The 17282-nt window shown below is 72.0% G+C and carries 20 protein-coding genes; 15 read left to right on the top strand and 5 right to left on the bottom strand.

Annotated elements, in window-relative coordinates; genetic code table 11:
• Positions 1-43: 43 nt before the first annotated feature.
• The gene (locus ACFWWQ_RS21880; protein WP_384598600.1) at positions 44-844 is read right to left on the bottom strand and encodes a RimK family alpha-L-glutamate ligase; all 801 of its coding nucleotides are present in this window, start codon (positions 842-844) and stop codon (positions 44-46) included.
• Positions 845-1484: 640 nt separating this feature from the next.
• Here ACFWWQ_RS21880 and ACFWWQ_RS21875 point away from each other — a divergent pair.
• The 5 genes from ACFWWQ_RS21875 to ACFWWQ_RS21855 all read left to right on the top strand — a co-directional run bounded on the left by ACFWWQ_RS21875 (position 1485) and on the right by ACFWWQ_RS21855 (position 6406).
• Positions 1485-2126 carry an Lrp/AsnC family transcriptional regulator gene (locus ACFWWQ_RS21875; RefSeq protein ID WP_384598598.1) on the top strand — a complete coding sequence of 214 codons (642 nt, stop codon included), beginning with the start codon at positions 1485-1487 and terminating at the stop codon, positions 2124-2126.
• Between the two features lie 459 nt (positions 2127-2585).
• A complete protein-coding gene (gene ddaH, locus ACFWWQ_RS21870) occupies positions 2586-3359 on the top strand; it encodes a dimethylargininase (protein WP_384598650.1) in 774 nt (257 codons plus the stop codon).
• On the top strand, positions 3356-4594 hold the full coding sequence (rocD, locus tag ACFWWQ_RS21865; protein ID WP_384598596.1) for an ornithine--oxo-acid transaminase: 1239 nt from the start codon (positions 3356-3358) through the stop codon (positions 4592-4594). Before ddaH ends, rocD begins: the two co-directional genes overlap by 4 nt.
• Positions 4595-4918: 324 nt before the next feature.
• Positions 4919-5152 carry a hypothetical protein gene (locus ACFWWQ_RS21860; protein ID WP_143944886.1) on the top strand — a complete coding sequence of 78 codons (234 nt, stop codon included), beginning with the start codon at positions 4919-4921 and terminating at the stop codon, positions 5150-5152.
• Positions 5153-5227: 75 nt separating this feature from the next.
• Positions 5228-6406, top strand: a complete 1179-nt coding sequence (locus ACFWWQ_RS21855) for a flotillin family protein (protein WP_384598593.1) — start codon at positions 5228-5230, stop codon at positions 6404-6406.
• A gap of 195 nt (positions 6407-6601) precedes the next feature.
• Here the strand turns inward: ACFWWQ_RS21855 and ACFWWQ_RS21850 are convergent, their stop codons facing one another.
• Complete coding sequence (locus ACFWWQ_RS21850) at positions 6602-7078, bottom strand: MarR family winged helix-turn-helix transcriptional regulator (RefSeq protein ID WP_384598591.1); 477 nt, start codon at positions 7076-7078, stop codon at positions 6602-6604.
• Positions 7079-7395: 317 nt separating this feature from the next.
• On the opposite strand from ACFWWQ_RS21850, the gene ACFWWQ_RS21845 reads away from it, so the two are divergent.
• The 6 genes from ACFWWQ_RS21845 to ACFWWQ_RS21820 all read left to right on the top strand — a co-directional run bounded on the left by ACFWWQ_RS21845 (position 7396) and on the right by ACFWWQ_RS21820 (position 14172).
• Entirely contained in the window at positions 7396-8646 is a 1251-nt protein-coding gene (locus ACFWWQ_RS21845; protein ID WP_384598589.1) for a cytochrome P450, read from the top strand.
• Positions 8647-8855: 209 nt separating this feature from the next.
• Positions 8856-9065, top strand: coding sequence for a ferredoxin (locus ACFWWQ_RS21840; protein WP_384598587.1), 210 nt, complete (start codon positions 8856-8858; stop codon positions 9063-9065).
• A 58-nt stretch (positions 9066-9123) separates the two neighbouring features.
• Positions 9124-9696: a PadR family transcriptional regulator gene (locus ACFWWQ_RS21835; RefSeq protein WP_384598586.1), complete on the top strand. Its 573-nt coding sequence runs from the start codon at positions 9124-9126 to the stop codon at positions 9694-9696.
• A gap of 269 nt (positions 9697-9965) precedes the next feature.
• A complete protein-coding gene (locus tag ACFWWQ_RS21830) occupies positions 9966-10316 on the top strand; it encodes a hypothetical protein (protein WP_384598584.1) in 351 nt (116 codons plus the stop codon).
• Positions 10317-10727: 411 nt separating this feature from the next.
• Positions 10728-11822, top strand: coding sequence for an alpha/beta hydrolase (locus tag ACFWWQ_RS21825; RefSeq protein WP_384598582.1), 1095 nt, complete (start codon positions 10728-10730; stop codon positions 11820-11822).
• Between the two features lie 49 nt (positions 11823-11871).
• Positions 11872-14172 carry an NACHT domain-containing protein gene (locus tag ACFWWQ_RS21820; protein ID WP_384598580.1) on the top strand — a complete coding sequence of 767 codons (2301 nt, stop codon included), beginning with the start codon at positions 11872-11874 and terminating at the stop codon, positions 14170-14172.
• 192 nt (positions 14173-14364) lie between these two features.
• Here the strand turns inward: ACFWWQ_RS21820 and ACFWWQ_RS21815 are convergent, their stop codons facing one another.
• The 3 genes from ACFWWQ_RS21815 to ACFWWQ_RS21805 all read right to left on the bottom strand — a co-directional run bounded on the left by ACFWWQ_RS21815 (position 14365) and on the right by ACFWWQ_RS21805 (position 15758).
• A complete protein-coding gene (locus tag ACFWWQ_RS21815) occupies positions 14365-14571 on the bottom strand; it encodes a DUF397 domain-containing protein (protein WP_384598578.1) in 207 nt (68 codons plus the stop codon).
• Between the two features lie 147 nt (positions 14572-14718).
• Positions 14719-14931, bottom strand: a complete 213-nt coding sequence (locus ACFWWQ_RS21810) for a DUF397 domain-containing protein (protein WP_384598576.1) — start codon at positions 14929-14931, stop codon at positions 14719-14721.
• The gene (locus ACFWWQ_RS21805; RefSeq protein ID WP_384598574.1) at positions 14928-15758 is read right to left on the bottom strand and encodes a helix-turn-helix domain-containing protein; all 831 of its coding nucleotides are present in this window, start codon (positions 15756-15758) and stop codon (positions 14928-14930) included. Before ACFWWQ_RS21805 ends, ACFWWQ_RS21810 begins: the two co-directional genes overlap by 4 nt.
• A gap of 105 nt (positions 15759-15863) precedes the next feature.
• Between ACFWWQ_RS21805 and ACFWWQ_RS21800 the strand changes: the two genes are divergently transcribed.
• From ACFWWQ_RS21800 to ACFWWQ_RS21785, 4 genes are all read left to right on the top strand, one after another.
• Entirely contained in the window at positions 15864-16121 is a 258-nt protein-coding gene (locus ACFWWQ_RS21800) for a hypothetical protein (RefSeq protein WP_384598572.1), read from the top strand.
• On the top strand, positions 16118-16582 hold the full coding sequence (locus ACFWWQ_RS21795) for a hypothetical protein (RefSeq protein WP_384598570.1): 465 nt from the start codon (positions 16118-16120) through the stop codon (positions 16580-16582). Before ACFWWQ_RS21800 ends, ACFWWQ_RS21795 begins: the two co-directional genes overlap by 4 nt.
• A 2-nt stretch (positions 16583-16584) precedes the next feature.
• A complete protein-coding gene (locus ACFWWQ_RS21790) occupies positions 16585-16770 on the top strand; it encodes a hypothetical protein (protein ID WP_384598568.1) in 186 nt (61 codons plus the stop codon).
• 191 nt (positions 16771-16961) lie between these two features.
• On the top strand, positions 16962-17279 hold the full coding sequence (locus tag ACFWWQ_RS21785; protein ID WP_384598566.1) for a hypothetical protein: 318 nt from the start codon (positions 16962-16964) through the stop codon (positions 17277-17279).
• The last annotated feature ends 3 nt before the right edge of the window (positions 17280-17282 follow it).

Here is a 17282-nt window from a genome sequence, read left to right as displayed (position 1 = left end):
CGAAGCCGCGCGCCCGTCGAGGGAGGCGAGATGCGGACGGCGTTCAGCCATGGCGGGCGCGGGCGTCAGCGGTCGCACTTGGGGGTCGCGTACCGGTCGTCGCCGGTCCACGAGCCGCGCGCCCCGGTGCCCGCACCGCCCGCGCTCCCGCCGCCGCCCGTAGCGCCAGCGCCGCCAACGCCTCCGGGGCACCCGCCTGGCCGCGGACACCAGGGAAGGCGTTGATGTCCACGATGACCGGGGTCCCGTCGCCCGCGTCCAGGAGGTCGACGCCGTAGACGTCGAGGGCGAAGACCTCACCGACCCGGTGCACCAACTCGGCCCAGCCGGCGGGCAGTTCGCTCAGACCGACGGTGGTGGTGCCGCCGCGGCCGCCAGGTGCCAGCTCGGAGCGGCGGACGGCGGCGAAGAGCTGCCCGTCGATCGCCCACAGCTTGTGGTCCCAGCCGCCGTTCGGCGTGAACTCCTGGACGACGACGGGCTCATCGGGCCAGGCCGCGGCGAGCGCACGCAGGTCGGCGGCGGTATCGGCGCGGGCGACGAGGTCGCCGCGACGGCTGCGGCGGCTCTTGACGACCAGCGGAACGGATGGCTCCCCGGCCGCCGCCAACGGCCCGAGCCGGTCCAGCGTCCGGGTGGCCGCGAACGGCAGCCCCGCCGTCCGCGCCACCGCCGCCATCTCCGTACGGTCCTGGCACAACGCGGTCGCCGCCGCGGAGTTGACCACCGCGGCGCCGCCCTCCTCCAGCCGCGCGGCGAGCGCCAGCGCACGGGGCGTGTGGGCCTTGAGGAGGTAGACGTCGGCGGCGGGCACCCCGTCCGCCACCGGGACCTCGCCGTCCACCTTCGCCCCCTCCGACGCCCCCGACCTCGCGGCGCCCTCATCCGGTACGAGTACGGGTACGGGTACGGGGCCAGGTACGGCTACGGGTTCGGGTGCGGGGACGGATACGGGGACAGGTACGGATACGGCCTCCGCATCCGGGTCGTACGCCACCACCGTGCCCCGCTCGGCCCACAACGCCGACGCCGCCGCCAACAACGGATGGCCCGGCTTATCCGTGAGCAGACAGACCCTCACCGGGCACCCCCTACGGGCGCGGGCCCGGCCACCCGCCGCCGCCTCCACGGCCGGCCCGGCCGGACAACGTCCCCCCGGCGGCGCCCCTCGCCCGATCGCCGCACCGCGCCCCACGGCATGCCGTCACGCCGAACCCGCCCCGCCACCCGCAAGCCCCGCCCCATCCCGCACCTCATCCCTCCGAAACCCGCCGCCACGCAGCGCGCCGGCCCGTCTCCTCGTCCTCACGCATCCACGCCGCGGAACGTACAGGAAGCCTTCCTGTACGAAGCCGCCCACGCAGCGTCCCGGAAGGCCGCACGCCGCGGAATGCACAGGAAGCTTCCCTGTACGAACCCTCCGCGCAAGGCCCCGCCCCGCCCCTCTCGATACCGTGCCCCGACACCACCCACCGGGAGGCCCCGTGACCAGCAAGCCCACAAGAAACGGCACGCCCCACACCACCACACACGACACCACACACGGCACCACACGCGACGCCACACGCGGCGCCGCCACGAGCGCCAGGAAGCCCCCAGGCGCCACCCCCCGCCCCGCCTCCTTCGACGAGCTCGACCGGAAGATCGTCGCCGCCCTCATCGACAACGCCCGGACCAGCTTCGCGGAGATCGGTACGGCGATCGGCCTCTCCGCCACCGCGGTCAAGCGGCGCGTAGACCGGCTCCGTGACGCCGAGGTGATCACCGGGTTCACCGCGACCGTGCGGCCCTCGGCGCTGGGCTGGCGGACCGAGGCGTACGTCGAGGTGTACTGCGACAGCGCCGCGCCGCCCCGACGGCTGGCCGAGGTGGTCCGCAACCACCCCGAGATCGCCGCCGCGATGACCGTCACCGGCGCCGCCGACGCGCTGCTGCACGTCCGGGCCACCGACGTCGCGCACTTCGAGGAGGTGCTGGAGCGGATCCGCGACGAACCCTTCATCCGGAAGACGATCAGCTACCTCGTGCTGTCCCATCTGCTGCCCGACTCCCCGGAGGCGGGCGCCCGGCAGGCCGCCCCCGACGACCCGCCGGCCGACGCAACGATCCTGCCCAGAGGGGCCTGATCACGCAGCGATGCTGCGTCGTTGCGCAGCATGTTCGGCTTGTCCCGCGCGTCGGGCGCTCCCTACCGTGGAGACGTATCCGGCAGTCCCGCGGCCGCCCGCCGCGGGCCGACCGGCTGTGCCCCGTAGGAAGCGGAGGTTCCTGCCGTGCCGACGAGTCATGCGCCCGCCCCGAAGAGCCACGAGCCCGCACCGCCCGACCCCGCCACCGGGATGGCCGTGGCGACGCACCCCACCGGCCCCACCAGCCTTACCGGCCCCACCAGCACTGGTCCCACCGGCACCGGCCCCACCAGCACCCTCGGCCCGGCCGGTGACACCACGTTGCGCAGTGGCACCACGCTGTCCGGTGACGCCACGTTGCGCGGTGACACCGCACTGTCCGGTGACGCCACGCTGCGCGCCACCGTGGACGCGCTCCCCGCCCCCCGCCGCACCGCCCGCCCGCGCCGCTTCCTGATGTGCCCGCCCGAGCACTTCGACGTCCGCTACGCCATCAACCCCTGGATGAGCGGCGACGCGCCCGTCGACGCCGCGCGCGCCGCCCGGCAGTGGGAGGCACTGGCCGCCGCCTACCGGGCGCGCGGCCACACCGTCGAGACCGTGGCGCCCGAACCGGACCTGCCGGACATGGTCTTCGCCGCCAACGCGGCGCTCTGCCTGCACGGCAAGGTCTTCGGCTCGTCGTTCCACGCCCCGGAGCGCCGCCCGGAGTCCGCCGCGTACGAGAAGTGGTTCGCGGCGGACGGCCACGCGGTGCGCCGCCCGGAGTCGTCGTGCGAGGGCGAGGGCGATCTGGTGCCGGTCGGCGGCCTGATCCTGGCCGGTACGGGCTTCCGCACCAGCCGCGCGGCGCACGCCGAGATCCAGGAGTTCTTCGGCGTCCCGACGATCGCCCTGCACCTGACCGACCCGTACTTCTACCACCTCGACACCGCACTGTTCGCCCTCGACGACGAGAACGTCGCGTACCACCCGGAGGCGTTCTCGGCGGGCAGCCGTCAGGTGCTGGAGCGGCTGTTCCCGCGGGCGGTGCACGCCACCCGCGACGACGCGCTGGCGTTCGGCCTCAACTCCGTCTCCGACGGCCGTCATGTCTTCGTCGCCCCGCAGGCCACCGGGCTCATCGGCCGGCTGGCCCAGGAGGGCTATGTCCCCGTCCCCGTCGACCTGTCGGAGTTCCACAAGGCCGGCGGCGGCATCAAATGCTGCACCCAGGAGATCCGCTCATGACCGCTCCCGCACAGACCGGCCCCGCGTCCGGTGCCGCCCCCTCTTCGGCGTCCGTCATCGCCGCCGAGACGCCCGTCCTCGCCCACAACTACCACCCGCTGCCGGTGGTCGTGGCGCGTGCGGAGGACGTCTGGGTCGAGGACGTCGAGGGCCGCCGGTACCTCGACATGCTGGCCGGTTATTCCGCCCTCAACTTCGGCCACCGCCACCCGGTGCTGACCGCGGCCGCCCACCGCCAGCTCGACGCGCTGACGCTGACCTCCCGCGCCTTCCACCACGACAAGCTCGCCTCCTTCGCCGCCGGGCTGGCCCGCCTCACCGGCCTGGACATGGTCCTGCCGATGAACACCGGCGCCGAGGCGGTGGAGAGCGGCATCAAACTGGCCCGCAAGTGGGCGTACGAGGTCAAGGGCGTCCCGGCGGACCGGGCGACGATCGTGGTGGCCGCGGACAACTTCCACGGCCGCACCACCACCCTGGTCAGCTTCTCCACCGACCCGGTCGCCCGCGACGGCTTCGGCCCGTTCACGCCGGGCTTCCGCATCGTCCCGTACAACGACCTCCCCGCCCTCGAAGCGGCGATCGACGAGACCACCGCCGCCGTGCTGATCGAGCCGATCCAGGGCGAGGCGGGCGTCGTGATCCCCGACGACGGCTACCTCACCGGCGTCCGTGAGGCGACCCGCCGCGCCGGGTGCCTCTTCATCGCCGACGAGATCCAGTCCGGCCTCGGCCGCACCGGCCGCACCCTCGCCGTCGACCACGAGGACGTCGTCCCCGACGTGCTGCTGCTGGGCAAGGCGCTCGGCGGCGGCATCGTCCCGGTCTCCGCCGTCGTCGCCCGCCGCGACGTGATGGAGGTGCTGCGCCCCGGCGAACACGGCTCGACGTTCGGCGGCAACCCGCTGGCCGCCGCGGTCGGTTCGGCCGTTGTGGACCTGCTGGCCACCGGCGAGTACCAGCGCCGCGCCGCGGAACTGGGCGAGGTGCTGCGCGAAGGGCTGTCCGCCCTCACCGGCCGCGGCGTCGTCGCGTTCCGCTCCCGCGGCCTGTGGGCGGGCATCGACATCGACCCGTCCCTCGGCACCGGCCGCCACATCAGCGAACTCCTCATGGCCGAAGGCATCCTCGTCAAGGACACCCACGGCTCCACCATCCGCCTCGCCCCACCCCTGACGATCACCCGGGAGGACCTGGAGGGGGCGCTGGCGTCGCTGGGGAAGGTGCTGGGCTGACCCCGGTTCGTACGAACGGACGCGGCCCGGCGGGTGATCTCCGCCGGGCCGTACCGGCTCCCGCGCCCCGGCCTGGCGCCGGAGCCGCGTTCAGCCCCCCCCCGCAGCACTCCGTGGCGCTCCGTGGCGCGGGCGTTCCGGCGCTCAGGCCGCGTGGGCATCTGACCGGGCAGTGACGGAGCCGCCGCCCTGACGCCGCACACCCGCCCCTCCCACGTCACAGTCAGGTAATGCCCGCCCCGCGCCCCGCTCCCCCATGGGTGAAGCCCCTGGCCGGAGGCTAAGGTCGGCAGCAGAACCACCAAGGCGAGGGGGAAGCCGTCGATGGCGCGGGACGAGGCCGTGATCGGCTGCACCGGGGTGCTGCTCATCGGCACCCGGGGCGAGGCCGGGCCCGGCGAGGTCCAGGTGCGGGTCAGGGGCGGGTCCGAGACGTTTCTGGCCTGGTCGGCGGAGCCGCTGGCGACCGGCACGGAGGTGCTGGTGATCGCCTCGCGCGGCACCCGGCAGGTGGACGTCCTCGCCTGGTCCGATCCGTTGGACGCGCTGAACGGTTAGAGGGGCCTCCCTTCGCGTGCGCCACGCGCCGCGAACCACCCCTTGGACCGGCGGCGCCGGTTGAGGAGACGAGAGATGTTCGGTTACCGCGTACCGGCCCCGGATGAGGCCATGTTGATCTCGGGCGGCCGGCGGGGGCACGGCGACGCCCCGTTCCGCGTGGTGATCGGCCACGGCAAGTTCGTGCTGCCGGTCTTCCGCAAGACCCGGTTCCTGACGTTGGCGATGTGCGAGTCGGAGGTCGCGGAGACCTGCGTGACGAAGCAGGGCATCGCGCTGACCGTGCGCGCCGTGATCGCGTTCAAGGTCGGCAACGACACCGAGTCGATCGTCAACGCCGGACAGCGCTTCCTGTCCGACCAAGACCAGATGTCCGTGCTGACCGGGCGGATCTTCGCCGGTCATCTGCGGTCCATCATCGGCTCGATGACCGTCGAGGAGATCGTCACCGAACGGCAGAAACTCGCCACCGAGGTGCTGGAGACCTCCAAGACGGAGATGGCGAAGATCGGCCTGATCGTCGACTCGTTGCAGATCCAGTCGATCGACGACGGCGACACCGGCTACATCGAGGCGATGTCCGCGCCGCACAAGGCCGCCATCCAGCGGCAGGCGCAGATCGCACAGGCGCGGGCCACCCAGGCGTCGGCCGAGGCGCAGCAGGAGGCGGCGCGGAACCAGGCCGAGTACTCGCGGCAGACGGCGGTGGTCCAGGCGCAGTACAGCGCCGAGGTCGACCGGGCCCAGGCGCAGGCCGCGCAGGCGGGTCCGCTGGCCAATGCCCACGCCCAGCAGGAGGTTTTGGCCGCCCGTACGGAGCTGGCCGAGCGGGCCGCGTCGCTGCGCCGGCAGGAGCTGGTCGCGGAGGTCGTCAGGCCCGCCGAGGCGGAGGCCGAGCGGATCCGGCTGCTGGCGCTGGCCGATGCGGAGCGGATGAAGATCCAGGCGGAGGCGGCGGCGTCGTACGACCGGGTGGCGCTGGACCGGATGCTGATCGACCAGCTGCCGCAGATCGTGAAGGAGGCGTCGGCGGGCCTGTCCGGCGCCAACGTCAACGTCCTCAACGGCGCGGACGGCCTCGGCGAGATCGCCGCCGGTCTGGTCGGCCAGGGCCTGACCATCCTCGACTCGGTCCGCCGCAACCTGGGCGCGTCCGACGCCACCGGGGAGCAGGCCGGGGACGCCGAGCCCCGGACGGGCGCGTCGGCCGACTCCCGGCGTCCGGGGGACGACGGCCGGATCGGGGTCGAGTAGCCGCCGACCTGCCCTGTTCGGCCTCGTCCGGCCCCGTTCGGCCCCGTCCGGCCCCGTTCGACGGAGGCTGGGCGGGGCCGGTCCGCTTACGGGGCCCGTACGGGAACGGGCCTCGTACGGACCCCGCCCCGTACGGGAACGGGCCTCGCGCAGACCCCGCCCCGTACGGGAACGGGCCCGCCCGGGGGGGCGCCCTCACCCCTCCCCCGCCTCCCGCTCCCGCACATGCTCCGTCAGCCGGTTCAGCAGCTCGGCCGTGATCGCCACATCGCGGGCGTCGAAGCCTTCGAGGGCCTGGTGGAGGGTGAGTTGGCGGGCGTCCTGGAGGCGGCCGAGGACGGTGCGGCCGTGCGGGGTGATGGCCACCTGGCGGGCCCGCCGGTCGCGCGGGTCCGGGGTGCGTTCGACGAGGCGTTCCGCCGCCAGCCGGCCGATCTGGCGGGTGACGTGGGACGGCTCGACCATCAGGTGCTCCGCCAGATCGCCGACCCGGCTGACGCCCCCGACGCCCTCCAGCGCCATCAGCAGCCACAGGTCCGACCGCCGGGCCGAGACCCCGGCCCGCTCGGCGAGGCGTTCGTGCGCCTGCGAGCGGGTGAGCAGGTAGGACAGCGTGACCAGCGCCCGTTGCAGCGCGACGATGGGCTCCTGGTCCGGCACGGGCTCCGACATGCAGGAACCCTAACCGTCCCCCGCCAACGACCCCTTACGGAACGGGAATCGGCCACCGCCGAAGCGGCCGGAATGTGCCCTTACGCCCCCGACGAGGGAGAGTTAGCGTGAGCCCCGATAGTTGCTTTAGTCAGGTAACAGTCGAGCCGGTAAGAGCCGAGCCAGGCAGCCGGTAAGAGCCGAGCCAGGTAACTCACGTCAGAGAACAGTCGGCAGTCGGCAGTCGGATACCGGTCACCCGGTACCGCCCGCGCGCCGACGGCGTCACCCGCACCGTTCACCGCGGCGCCCCGTGCCCGAACGTGGAAGGACCCGCCATGACGACCGCACCGCACACCGCACCGCACACCGCACCGCACACCGACCCCACAACCACCGCACCGCACCCCGTCGCCGTCCCCGCCACCCGCGCGCCCGGCTGCCCCTTCGACCCGGCGCCCGCCGTCGACCGCGCCCGCGAGGAGGCGCCGGTCGTGCGGGCCACCCTGTGGGACGGCTCGCCCGTCTGGCTGGTCACCCGGTACCAGGACGTCCGGGACGTGCTGGGCGACCCGCGGTTCAGCGCCGACGCCCGGCGCCCCGGGTTCCCGTTCCTCACCGCCGGTGCCCGGGTCCTCGCCGAGGACCGTTCGTTCAGCTTCATCCGCAAGGACGATCCGGAGCACGCCCGGCTGCGCCGCATGCTGACCGCCGACTTCATGATCAAAAAGGTGGAGGCGATGCGGCCGCAGGTACAGGAGATCGCCGACGGCCTCCTGGACCGGATGACCGACGGCCGCGCCTCCGCCGACCTCGTCGCGGAGTTCGCGCTGCCGCTGCCGTCCCTGGTGATCTGCCTGCTGCTCGGCGTCCCGTACGAGGACCACACCTTCTTCCAGGACCGCAGCCGCGTCCTGCTCTCCCTCCGCTCCACCCCCGAGGAGGTCCGCGCCTCGCAGAACGAACTCCTCGACTACCTGGAGCGGCTGGCGGCGAAGAAGCGCCGGGAGCCGGACGACGGGATCATCAGCCGCCTGGCCGCGCGCGGCGAACTCTCCGACGAGGACATCGCCGGGATGGGCCGGCTGCTGCTGATCGCCGGGCACGAGACCACCGCGAACATGACGGCCCTCGGCACCCTCGCGCTGCTGCGCAACCCGTCCCAACTGGAGCGGCTGCGCGCCGAACCCTCCCTGATCAAGGGCGCGGTGGAAGAGTTGCTGCGCTACCTGACGATCGTCCACAACGGTGTACCGCGCGCCGCCACCGAAGACGTCACGGTCGGCGGGACCACCATCCGGGCGGGCGAGGGCGTGCTCTGCACCCTGAACGCCGCCAACCGCGACGAGGCCGTCTTCCCCAGTGGCGACGCCCTCGACGTGACCCGGGACGCCCGCCGCCATGTCGCGTTCGGCTTCGGCATCCACCAGTGCCTGGGCCAGCCGCTGGCCCGGATCGAGATGCAGATCGCCCTGGAGACGCTGCTGCGCCGCCTGCCGGACCTGCACCTCGCGGTCCCCTTCGAGGAGGTCCCGTTCCGCCACGACATGGGCATCTACGGTGTCCACGCCCTCCCGGTCGGCTGGTGACCGGCCCACCTCCCCCGCACCGGCCTCCGGTACCGGCCGCCCCACCCGTCCCGGCCGAGGCCCCATGCCCCGCCAACCCCGCGACCGCGTACGGCACTTCGGCTCGTCGTACCACCGATCCACCCACCGGCACGGCGGCCGGTCCGAGACGCCGCGCCATCACCGGCACCGGGCGGCCCGCCGCCCGGCCCCACCCGAGGAGCAATGTCATGCGAGTCACCGTCGACCAGGACAAGTGCTGCGGCGCCGGCAGCTGTGTGCTGTCCGCACCGGACGTCTTCGACCAGCGCGACGAGGACGGCATCGTGGTCCTCCTCGACGCCCGGCCGCCCGCCGAGCTGCACGAGGCGGTCCGCGAGGCCGCCTCCGTCTGCCCCGCGGCCGCCATCGCCCTGGAGGAGGCCACCGAACGCGTCTGACCGGGCGGGGCGGGCCGCACGGCCTCGGCCCGCCCCGCCGCATCGGAGAGGAGTCGCGATGACCCTGCGGCACGCCGTGCTCGCCGCGCTGCTGGACGGGGAGTGCAGCGGCTACGAACTGGCCAAGGAGTTCGACGCCCGCGTCGCCAACTTCTGGTACGCCCGCCCGCAGCAGCTCTACACCGAACTGTCCGGGCTGGAGCGGGACGGACTGGTCACCGGCCGCCAGGTGGTGCAGGAGATGCGCCCCAACAAGCGGCTGTTCACGGTCACCGAGGCGGGCATCGGCGAGCTCCAGCGGTTCGCCGCCGCCACCGTCCGGCCGTCGTTCCTCCGCGACGACCTGCTGGTCAAGGTGCAGGCCGTGGACCAACTCCCGGCCGCCCCGGTGATCGCCCAGCTCACCGAGCGGGCCCGGATCGCCGACGGGCGAACCGAGATCTTCGGCCGGGTCCTGGAACGGCTCCGCGGCGACCTCGACGAGGCCACCTTCCTCGTCCGCTCCACCCGCATCGGCCCGTATCTGACCTGCCTGCGCGGCCTCACCTTCGAACGCGAGACCCGCGCCTGGTGCGAACGGATCGCGGCGGTGCTGCGCAGCCGGGAGACGGCGGCGCGGTCGGTGACGTGAGGACGGAACGACGGCGTCCCGCCCCGCAGTCGGGGCGCCGCCACCGTACGAGCTGCCGGGCCCGCCGCCGTACGGGCCGGGCCCGCCGCTGTACGGGCCGCCGGGCGCCCTCGCCCCACCGGCCGGGCCCGCCCCCGTACGGCCTTCCGCCCCCCGCACTCCTTCGTGTGATGCGCCCCGGCGGCGCACATCACGCCGTACGGGATGGGCAGTTCCTCCCGGCACGGGCCCCGCTACGGGGCGCGTTTCGCTCCTGGAAGGAAACACCCATGCGCCTTCGCCACACCGTGGCCGCCGCTCTCGGTGCCCTCGCGCTCGCCGTCGCCCTGCCCGCCTCGTCCGCCCAGGCGGCCACCGGCTCGTTCACGTACCTCATCGACGCCCAGGACGGCGCCGTACACGTAGGGACCCTGGCAGATCCGCCGAGCGGCATCTGCATGACGCTGCCCGAGGTGGCGCAGGACTGGGTGGCGCCCGCGCACACCCCGCGCAACGACACCGGCGACTTCGTGACGGCGTTCACCGGCCCGGGCTGCGACGGCGACTCCTTCACCCTCCGCCCGGACGGCGGCCACGCCACCGACCGGCTGAAGCTCCGCTCGGTGCTCTTCTTCCACTGAGGCGGACGCCGCCACCGGTGCCTTACGACGCGAAAGCCCCGCCCGGCCCCAACACTGAGGAACAGACGGGGCTTTCGCCGTACGCGGACCGGTGCAGGTTCTCCCAGGTCGAGTCCAGTGGGCCTCAAGTGACCTGTGGTTATTCCAGGCGTTCGGGCGGCCGACGAGCAAGATCTTCCACTCTGCGAGACACCACGCCGCCGTCGCTAAGGCCACCCCCGCAGACAAGGCGGTGTTGACACCCCCAACCGGTCGCTTCACGCTCTGAAGCCAGGTCGCGTCGGCCACCGGACTACCGCACAACGCCGCACCGCCGGCGTTTACGGACGCTCCACGCTGGAGCGTGCGTTCAGCCGTAACCCGCTCGCTCAGATCACAGTGGGCCCGACGCCGAAAACGGGGAGAAGTCAGATGAAGATCCTGCCCAGGGCCGTGTTACGCGGCTGGGCCGCCACACTCGTCGGCCTTGTCGCAACGCTCGGAATGCTTGGACCGGCCGCGACCGCCGCGCATGCCGCGACCGCACCACCGCACTTCACCAACGGTTTCGGCCTCACCGTAGTCAGCCAGCCGAAGTGGGCGGACGTCAACGAGCGCACGTTCGTCGTCACCGTGAAGTCCGCTCAGGTCCCGGCCTACGATGTGATGCAGGACCAGGTCTCCGACGAGCACGTCATCATGGTCACCCTGCCGAGGGGGTACGACGGCACCGCCGGCACCCGCTACCCGGTGCTCTACTACCTGCACGGCAGCCCGGAGTACCCGAACTCCCCCCGGAACCAGACCCTCGCCGAGCGGTCGACCAAGGGCGTCCCGCTGATCACCGTGGCGCCGAACGGCAGCGGGCACGGCTGGTACACCAATTGGGTGCACCCCGACTCCCGGGGCCGCCAGAACTGGGAGACGTTCCACCTCGATGAGCTGATCCCGTTCATCGACACCAACCTGAAGACCATCCCGGCCAGGGCGGGCCGGGCGATCACCGGCCACTCGATGGGCGGCTTCGGCGCGTTCCACTACGCCGAGGACCGGCCGGGCCTCTTCAGCTACGTGGGCAGCTTCTCCGGCGTCCTCGACCTCCAGAATCCGCTGATGCGCGCCGCCGTTGTCGGCAGCGGGCTCCTGCCGACGATCGGTACGCCGCTCGCCGCGCCCGACGCGATCTTCGGGCCGCCGGTGTGGCCCCTGGATCAGGCATGGAACAAGGCGAGCCCCGCCCAAAACGTTGGAACGCTGCGCGGCATGGGCGTCGCGATGTATGCCGGTAACGGCGGCGATCTGACGGTCGACCCGGTCCTGGCGGTGGCCGAGAGGTTGGACCGCCAGACGGCCGTGACGACCGCGGACCATCTCAGGACGGCAGGCATTCCGTACCGCTTCGCCGACTACGGCGACGGCAGCACGTGGGCCAAGGGCTGTCATGGCAAACACAGCCAGGACGTCTGCCTGCAGGCCGACATGAACGACTTCGTGAAGTTGATCATGAAGCGGCTGCGGCACCCATGACCGTGACGGCAGGCAGCCCGGCGGCGCTCGATGACGGAGGAGCCGCGGCGTGAGGCGGCCGTCGTCGGTCAGGACGGCCCTCGGCAAGATCGTCCCCGTCGTGCTGGTGCTGGCCAGTGGTGCGGCGACGGGCGGCGGTCTGGTACCGGGCGGGTACGCACCGTGGGCCCGGGGCGTGGTCATCGGGCTGGCGACGGCGGTCGTCATCGTTGGGGTGCACCGTCTCCGATCCGGCGGGGGACGGACGCTGCGCGCGGGCTCGACGTACAACACGGTGAGCGACAGTACGACCGGCTCGGTGGTCCAGGCTGGGAAGATCGGCCAAGTGAACATCGGGGTCCGAGCTCCCCCACGTCTCAAGGACACGGTGGACGATGCCGCACAACGGCTTGCGGAGTCGGTCCGCAAGCAGTGGCTGTGTGAGGAAGAACAGCGGAGGACACAGGACCCGATCCCGCTGCCGGTCCGCTGGCAATCGGCGCCCGATGACCTGACGGACCACTGGTCCAACATCTGCCGCTCTCAGGACGGGGCCGTCTCCCGCCCGCCGGCCCTGGCCGGCCGGCTGGACGAGATCGCGGACGTCTACCTGCGGATACCGTCCGGACGGCTGGTGGTGCTGGGCCGGGCGGGGTCGGGAAAGTCGGTCCTGGCCATGCGGTTCGTGCTGGACCTGCTGGGACCTCCCACCGCCTCCGTCTCCCTCGTGCCGGTGATCTTCAGTCTCGGATCGTGGAACCCTGCCACCCCCCTGCGCGCCTGGCTGGTCAGCCAACTCGAGCGAGACCATCCCGGCCTGGCGGAGCCCGGCCCCGATGGGCCGACACTGGCTGCGGCGCTGGTACACGGCAACCGCATCCTGCCCGTCCTGGACGGGTTCGACGAGATCGCCGACGGCCTGCACCGCGGCGCGCTGGACAAGCTCAACGACTTCACCAGGCCGCTGCTGCTGACCAGCCGCCGCGCCGAATACGCCGCCGCCGTGCCGTGCACCCGTGTCCTGACCTCCGCCGCTTGTATTGAGCTGGCCAACCTCTCCCTGACCGACCTGGAGAGCTACCTGCCGCGCACCACCACGCGCAAGGCGGCCTCCGAAGGCAAGGACACGGGCACCACCCGCGCGACCGTGTGGAGCCCCGTCCTGAAGCACCTGCGTGACCGTCCTCTGCACCCGGCCAGCATCCAGCTCTCCACAGTGCTGACGACTCCGCTGATGGTCGCGCTCGTCCGCACCATTTACAGCGACACTTCGGACCGCGACCCGTCGGCTCTGCTGGACACCGACCGGTTCAGCACCCCCGACGCTCTCGAAGACCACCTCCTGGACAACTTCGTCTCCACGGTCTACCGGGACCAGCCCCCCGCTCTCCGCGAACGCATCCCGCACCGGCTCGGCTACCTCGCCCAGCACCTGAACCAGCTCGGCACCCGCGACCTCGCCTGGTGGCAGCTGGGCAGCACGCTTCGCCGTTCGTCGCGCATGCGCGTGATCGGGCTCCTGACCGGTCTGGCCTTCGGACTCGTGGACGGGCTTTTCATGTGCTTCATGAACTGGCTCTGGTTCGGGTCAGGACTTTGGAACGGGCTCGTCAACGGCCTCGTGAACGGGCTCGCGTTCGGATCCGCGTCCGGGCTGGTCTTCGCGCTCGTGTACGGGCTCAGATACGGGGACGCAGCAGGTGAGCCGTCACGCGTCCGCGTACGACTCCTCGGCAGCCCAAAGGAGATACGCAGAAAGTTCGTCCCCAGACTGGTGGTCGGACTCGTGGGCGGATTCGGCTTCACGTTCCTGGCCACTGCCGTATCCACCGTCGTGGCCGGACTCGCCTCGGGGGCCCAGCCTGGCTTCATGGCGTGGCTCGATGTCGGGCTGCAGCAGGGGCTCCTCGGCGCGCTCGGCATCGGTCCCATTGCCGGGCTCGTGTACGCGCTCATGGCCGGGCTCGAAGCCCCCATCGACATCGAAACCGCCGTCAGTCCCTCTGAGCTGTTGAGTACCAACCGCACGACTGTGCTTTTCCAGCTGTTCGTGTTCGGGCTCGCCGTCGGAGCCGCGGGCGGGATTCTGTGCCTGATGCAGCGGGCCAGGATCGTTGACTGGATCGCGATCGCCGTCGTGGGCGGGCTGGGAGGCGGGCTTGCGTACGGGCTCAGCCTGACCGCCTGGGGGCAATGGGTGGCTCTGTCCCGCATCTGGCTGCCGCTGACGGGGCGGCTGCCCTGGGCGGTGAGCGCCTTCCTGAAGGACGCCCATCGGCGAGGCGTGCTGCGCCAGGCCGGCGCGGTCTACCAGTTCCGCCACGCCCGGCTCCAGGATCACCTCACCCGCGCCTTCCGGACGCCTCCGTGAGGCAGCGTGGCAGGCCCGCACAACATCCGCGACGCCTTCATCGGCATCGGCGCCGACGAGGTCATGCCCTCCTGCTGGTCCTCAGACATCGACCAGGTCGACCGCCTGACCGCCGCACTGTTCCAACGCCCGCACCCCCGGCTCGCCCGGGGTGGCCGTGGAGGGGACAGCGTTGGGGAACCTACAACCGGCTCAGGCGCGGAACTCGCCGGCCTTGACGCCCGCCACGAAGGACGCGAACGCGGTGGCGGGAACGCTCAGAGCGGGGCCGTGGGGGTCCTTGGAGTCGCGGACGGGCACGACGCCGTGCGAGGCGACGAGGACGGCGGTCACCTCGATGCAGTTGCCGCCGTTGTCGCTGTACGAGGACTTGATCCAGCGGGGGGATTCGGTCGTCACGGCATACCCTTTCGCAGGCTTGTCAGCGCGCTCATGGTTCCGTCCGAGGGTAGGACCCTGGCGGTGGCACGGCGAGAGGGCCGGAAAAGCCCCGCCCGTCCTCCCACGCGGAAGAACGGACGGGGCTTTCGCCGTACGCAGACCAGCTCAGGCGCGGAACGTGTCCGCCTTGACGCCCGCCACGAAGGACTCGAATGCGGCGGCGTCGACGCTCAGCGCCGGGCCCTGCGGGTCCTTCGAGTCGCGGACGGGCACGGTGCCGCGCGAGGCGACGAGGTTCGCGGCGACCTCGATGCAGTCGCCGCCGTTGCTGCTGTACGAGGACTTGAACCAGGTGAGGGGGAGGGAGTCGGTCGTCACGGGGAGCCCTTTCGCAACTGCTCGATCATCGCCACTGACGCCGCTTGAGACAGCGCTTCGGCCTGCAATTGATGGTAGGCCGTCATCATCGGCTGAACGTACCGCGTATCACGCTCCAGCCGCCCCTGCTGGGCGGACTCTGCATACGCTATGTGAGACCGATCGGCGAGGATCAACAGCGTTACGGGCAGGTCGAATGCCCGTCGCTCCCCGAGGTCGTACGGGGCCAGTTGAAGCACACTAGAAGGCAGTGCAGCGAACTCCTTGAGCTGGTCCAGCTGCGCCGCCATGACATCGGGGCCACCGACCACACGCCGTATGCAGCTCTCATCGAGGACGGCGTAGATCAGCGGCACAGGATCCCGCCTCAGGGACTCCTGACGCCGCGCGAGGAGCGTCAGCCGCTCCTCGGCTTGCAGCTCCGTGATCGCTCCACGTCGCACTGCACCCATCGTGATGGCCTCGGCGTACTCCGGCGTCTGAAGCAAACCGGGAACGATCCCGATCTGGAACAGTCGAAGCTCGACCGCACGCCCCTCGAACCCGACGTACTCCGGAAACCCCTCCAGCAGCGCAGTGTGTCGAACCGCTCGCCCCTGCCGCTCAAGCAGATCACCAGTGCCAAACACCTTGTCAGCACTGTGCGAAAAGTGAGTAGTTGGAGATCTGCGACCAGTTTCCACGGCGGATACGTGCGTCCCCGAGTACCCCATCCGCTGGCCCAGTTCGTCCTGCGTCCAGCCGCGCTCGTCGCGCAACATGCGCAAACGCTGCCCGAACGCCGCGCCGGGCGACTTCTCGGGGTCCAAGTCCTTGCGGTTCACCATGCAGAAGTTCAACTCCCCGCTCACATCACGCAAGTTGAAGATGTGCCACAGCCTAAGCCACGCTGCATCCCCCTGGTAGTGGAATGGCTACAGAGAGGAACGATCGTGTCTGTCGAACGTGGGTCCGAGGCGCGCGATCAGGTCCCTTACCGGCCGGAGGTCGGGGAACTCGTCGGGGATGCCGACCGCCGCTGTCTCGGCGTCGTCAAGGGGGAGTGGTGCGGGGCGTGGTCCCTGCGGTCGGTGACGGGTGGCGTGGAGTGGGTCGCCGACGCCGCGCACATCCGCCGCGCCTCCCGTGCCGAGCGTCTGATCGCCGGGATCGCCCTGGTCAACGCGCGCAGCCGGGGGGAGATCCTGTGACCGGTTACCTCGCCGAAGTCCGCCTCGAAAAGCGGACGTCGGCGTCCGGGGGCGGGGCGGCACACGCCGTCGGCGCGCTGTGGACCGTCTCTCCCGTCCTGGCCGTGCGGTGGCTGCGTGGGCAGGCGTTGCGCCTGGCGGAGCGGGTCGAGCCCGAGCCGGTGCGGTCGCCGTGGGCATGGCTGACGCGCGGGGCAGCAGATGGCGACGTACTGGATCACGCCGCGAAGGTGAGGGCGTGGGCGTGGGACGCGGGTGAGGAACGGGCGGCGCGGGAGCACATCAAGCGCGGGCACGCGCTGTTCGTCACCGTCCCGGACGCCGACCGCACCCACACGCTGAGCATCTGGCCCGGCCAGCCGCCCGGCGACGCAGGTCAGGCACCACCGGAGCCGTTCCGGCACCGCATCGGCGGACTCGGCCACCCGCTCCACATCCTCGCCGAAGACCCGTGGAGGTAGCCGTGGACGACCTTCCTGAGCACAGGGATACTCCGCGCACACCACCCCGCTCCGGCACCGTCGGCGAGGACGTCCTACGCGTCCACGCACTCGTCGGCACCGACAACCCCCGCCCCAAATGCGGCGCCGGAGAAGGCGAACCTGTCGACGAATGGCTGCGGGCGGTCAACTACCCGGACTGCCGGTAGCAAGCGGGCGGCGCGTGCCCCGGGAGACCGGCCCCGACCCCAGCCCCGACGCTCCCGGCACGGCCGCGCGCACCACGATCTCCCCGGCTCCGAAAAAAACTTCTCCACCCCCGGCAACCCCCACCCCCGCCGCACGTCGTGAAGGGTGAGGGCGCCACAGGGCGCCGCCCGTCGACCGTGGAGCAGTACCCGTGAACCTCTTCCGCACCGCCCCCACGCAGTCCCCCGCCCCTGCCGCGCGCCGCCGGATACGCGGCGCCGCCACCGCCGGGCTGCTGGCCGCCTGCGCGATCACCGCCCTCTCCACGGCCGGTTCCGCGTACGCCGACGACACCGACTCCACGCGGACCACCCGCCCCGAGCCCACTGTCACCGCGCCGAGCGACCACCGGCCCACCGCCGTGCCCTCGATGCCCGGTCGCGACGCGGACGCGCCCCTACCGCCACCCCCCCCCCCGGGCAGCACCCAAACCCCCCCTGTCCAAGCCACCACCCCCACCCGCGGGTGACAC

Source organism: Streptomyces sp. NPDC059080, assembly GCF_042739975.1.
Taxonomy (GTDB): domain Bacteria; phylum Actinomycetota; class Actinomycetes; order Streptomycetales; family Streptomycetaceae; genus Streptomyces; species Streptomyces benahoarensis.
The sequence above is the reverse complement of the archived record's forward strand: the minus strand, read 5'-3'. Positions and strand labels throughout refer to the sequence as shown.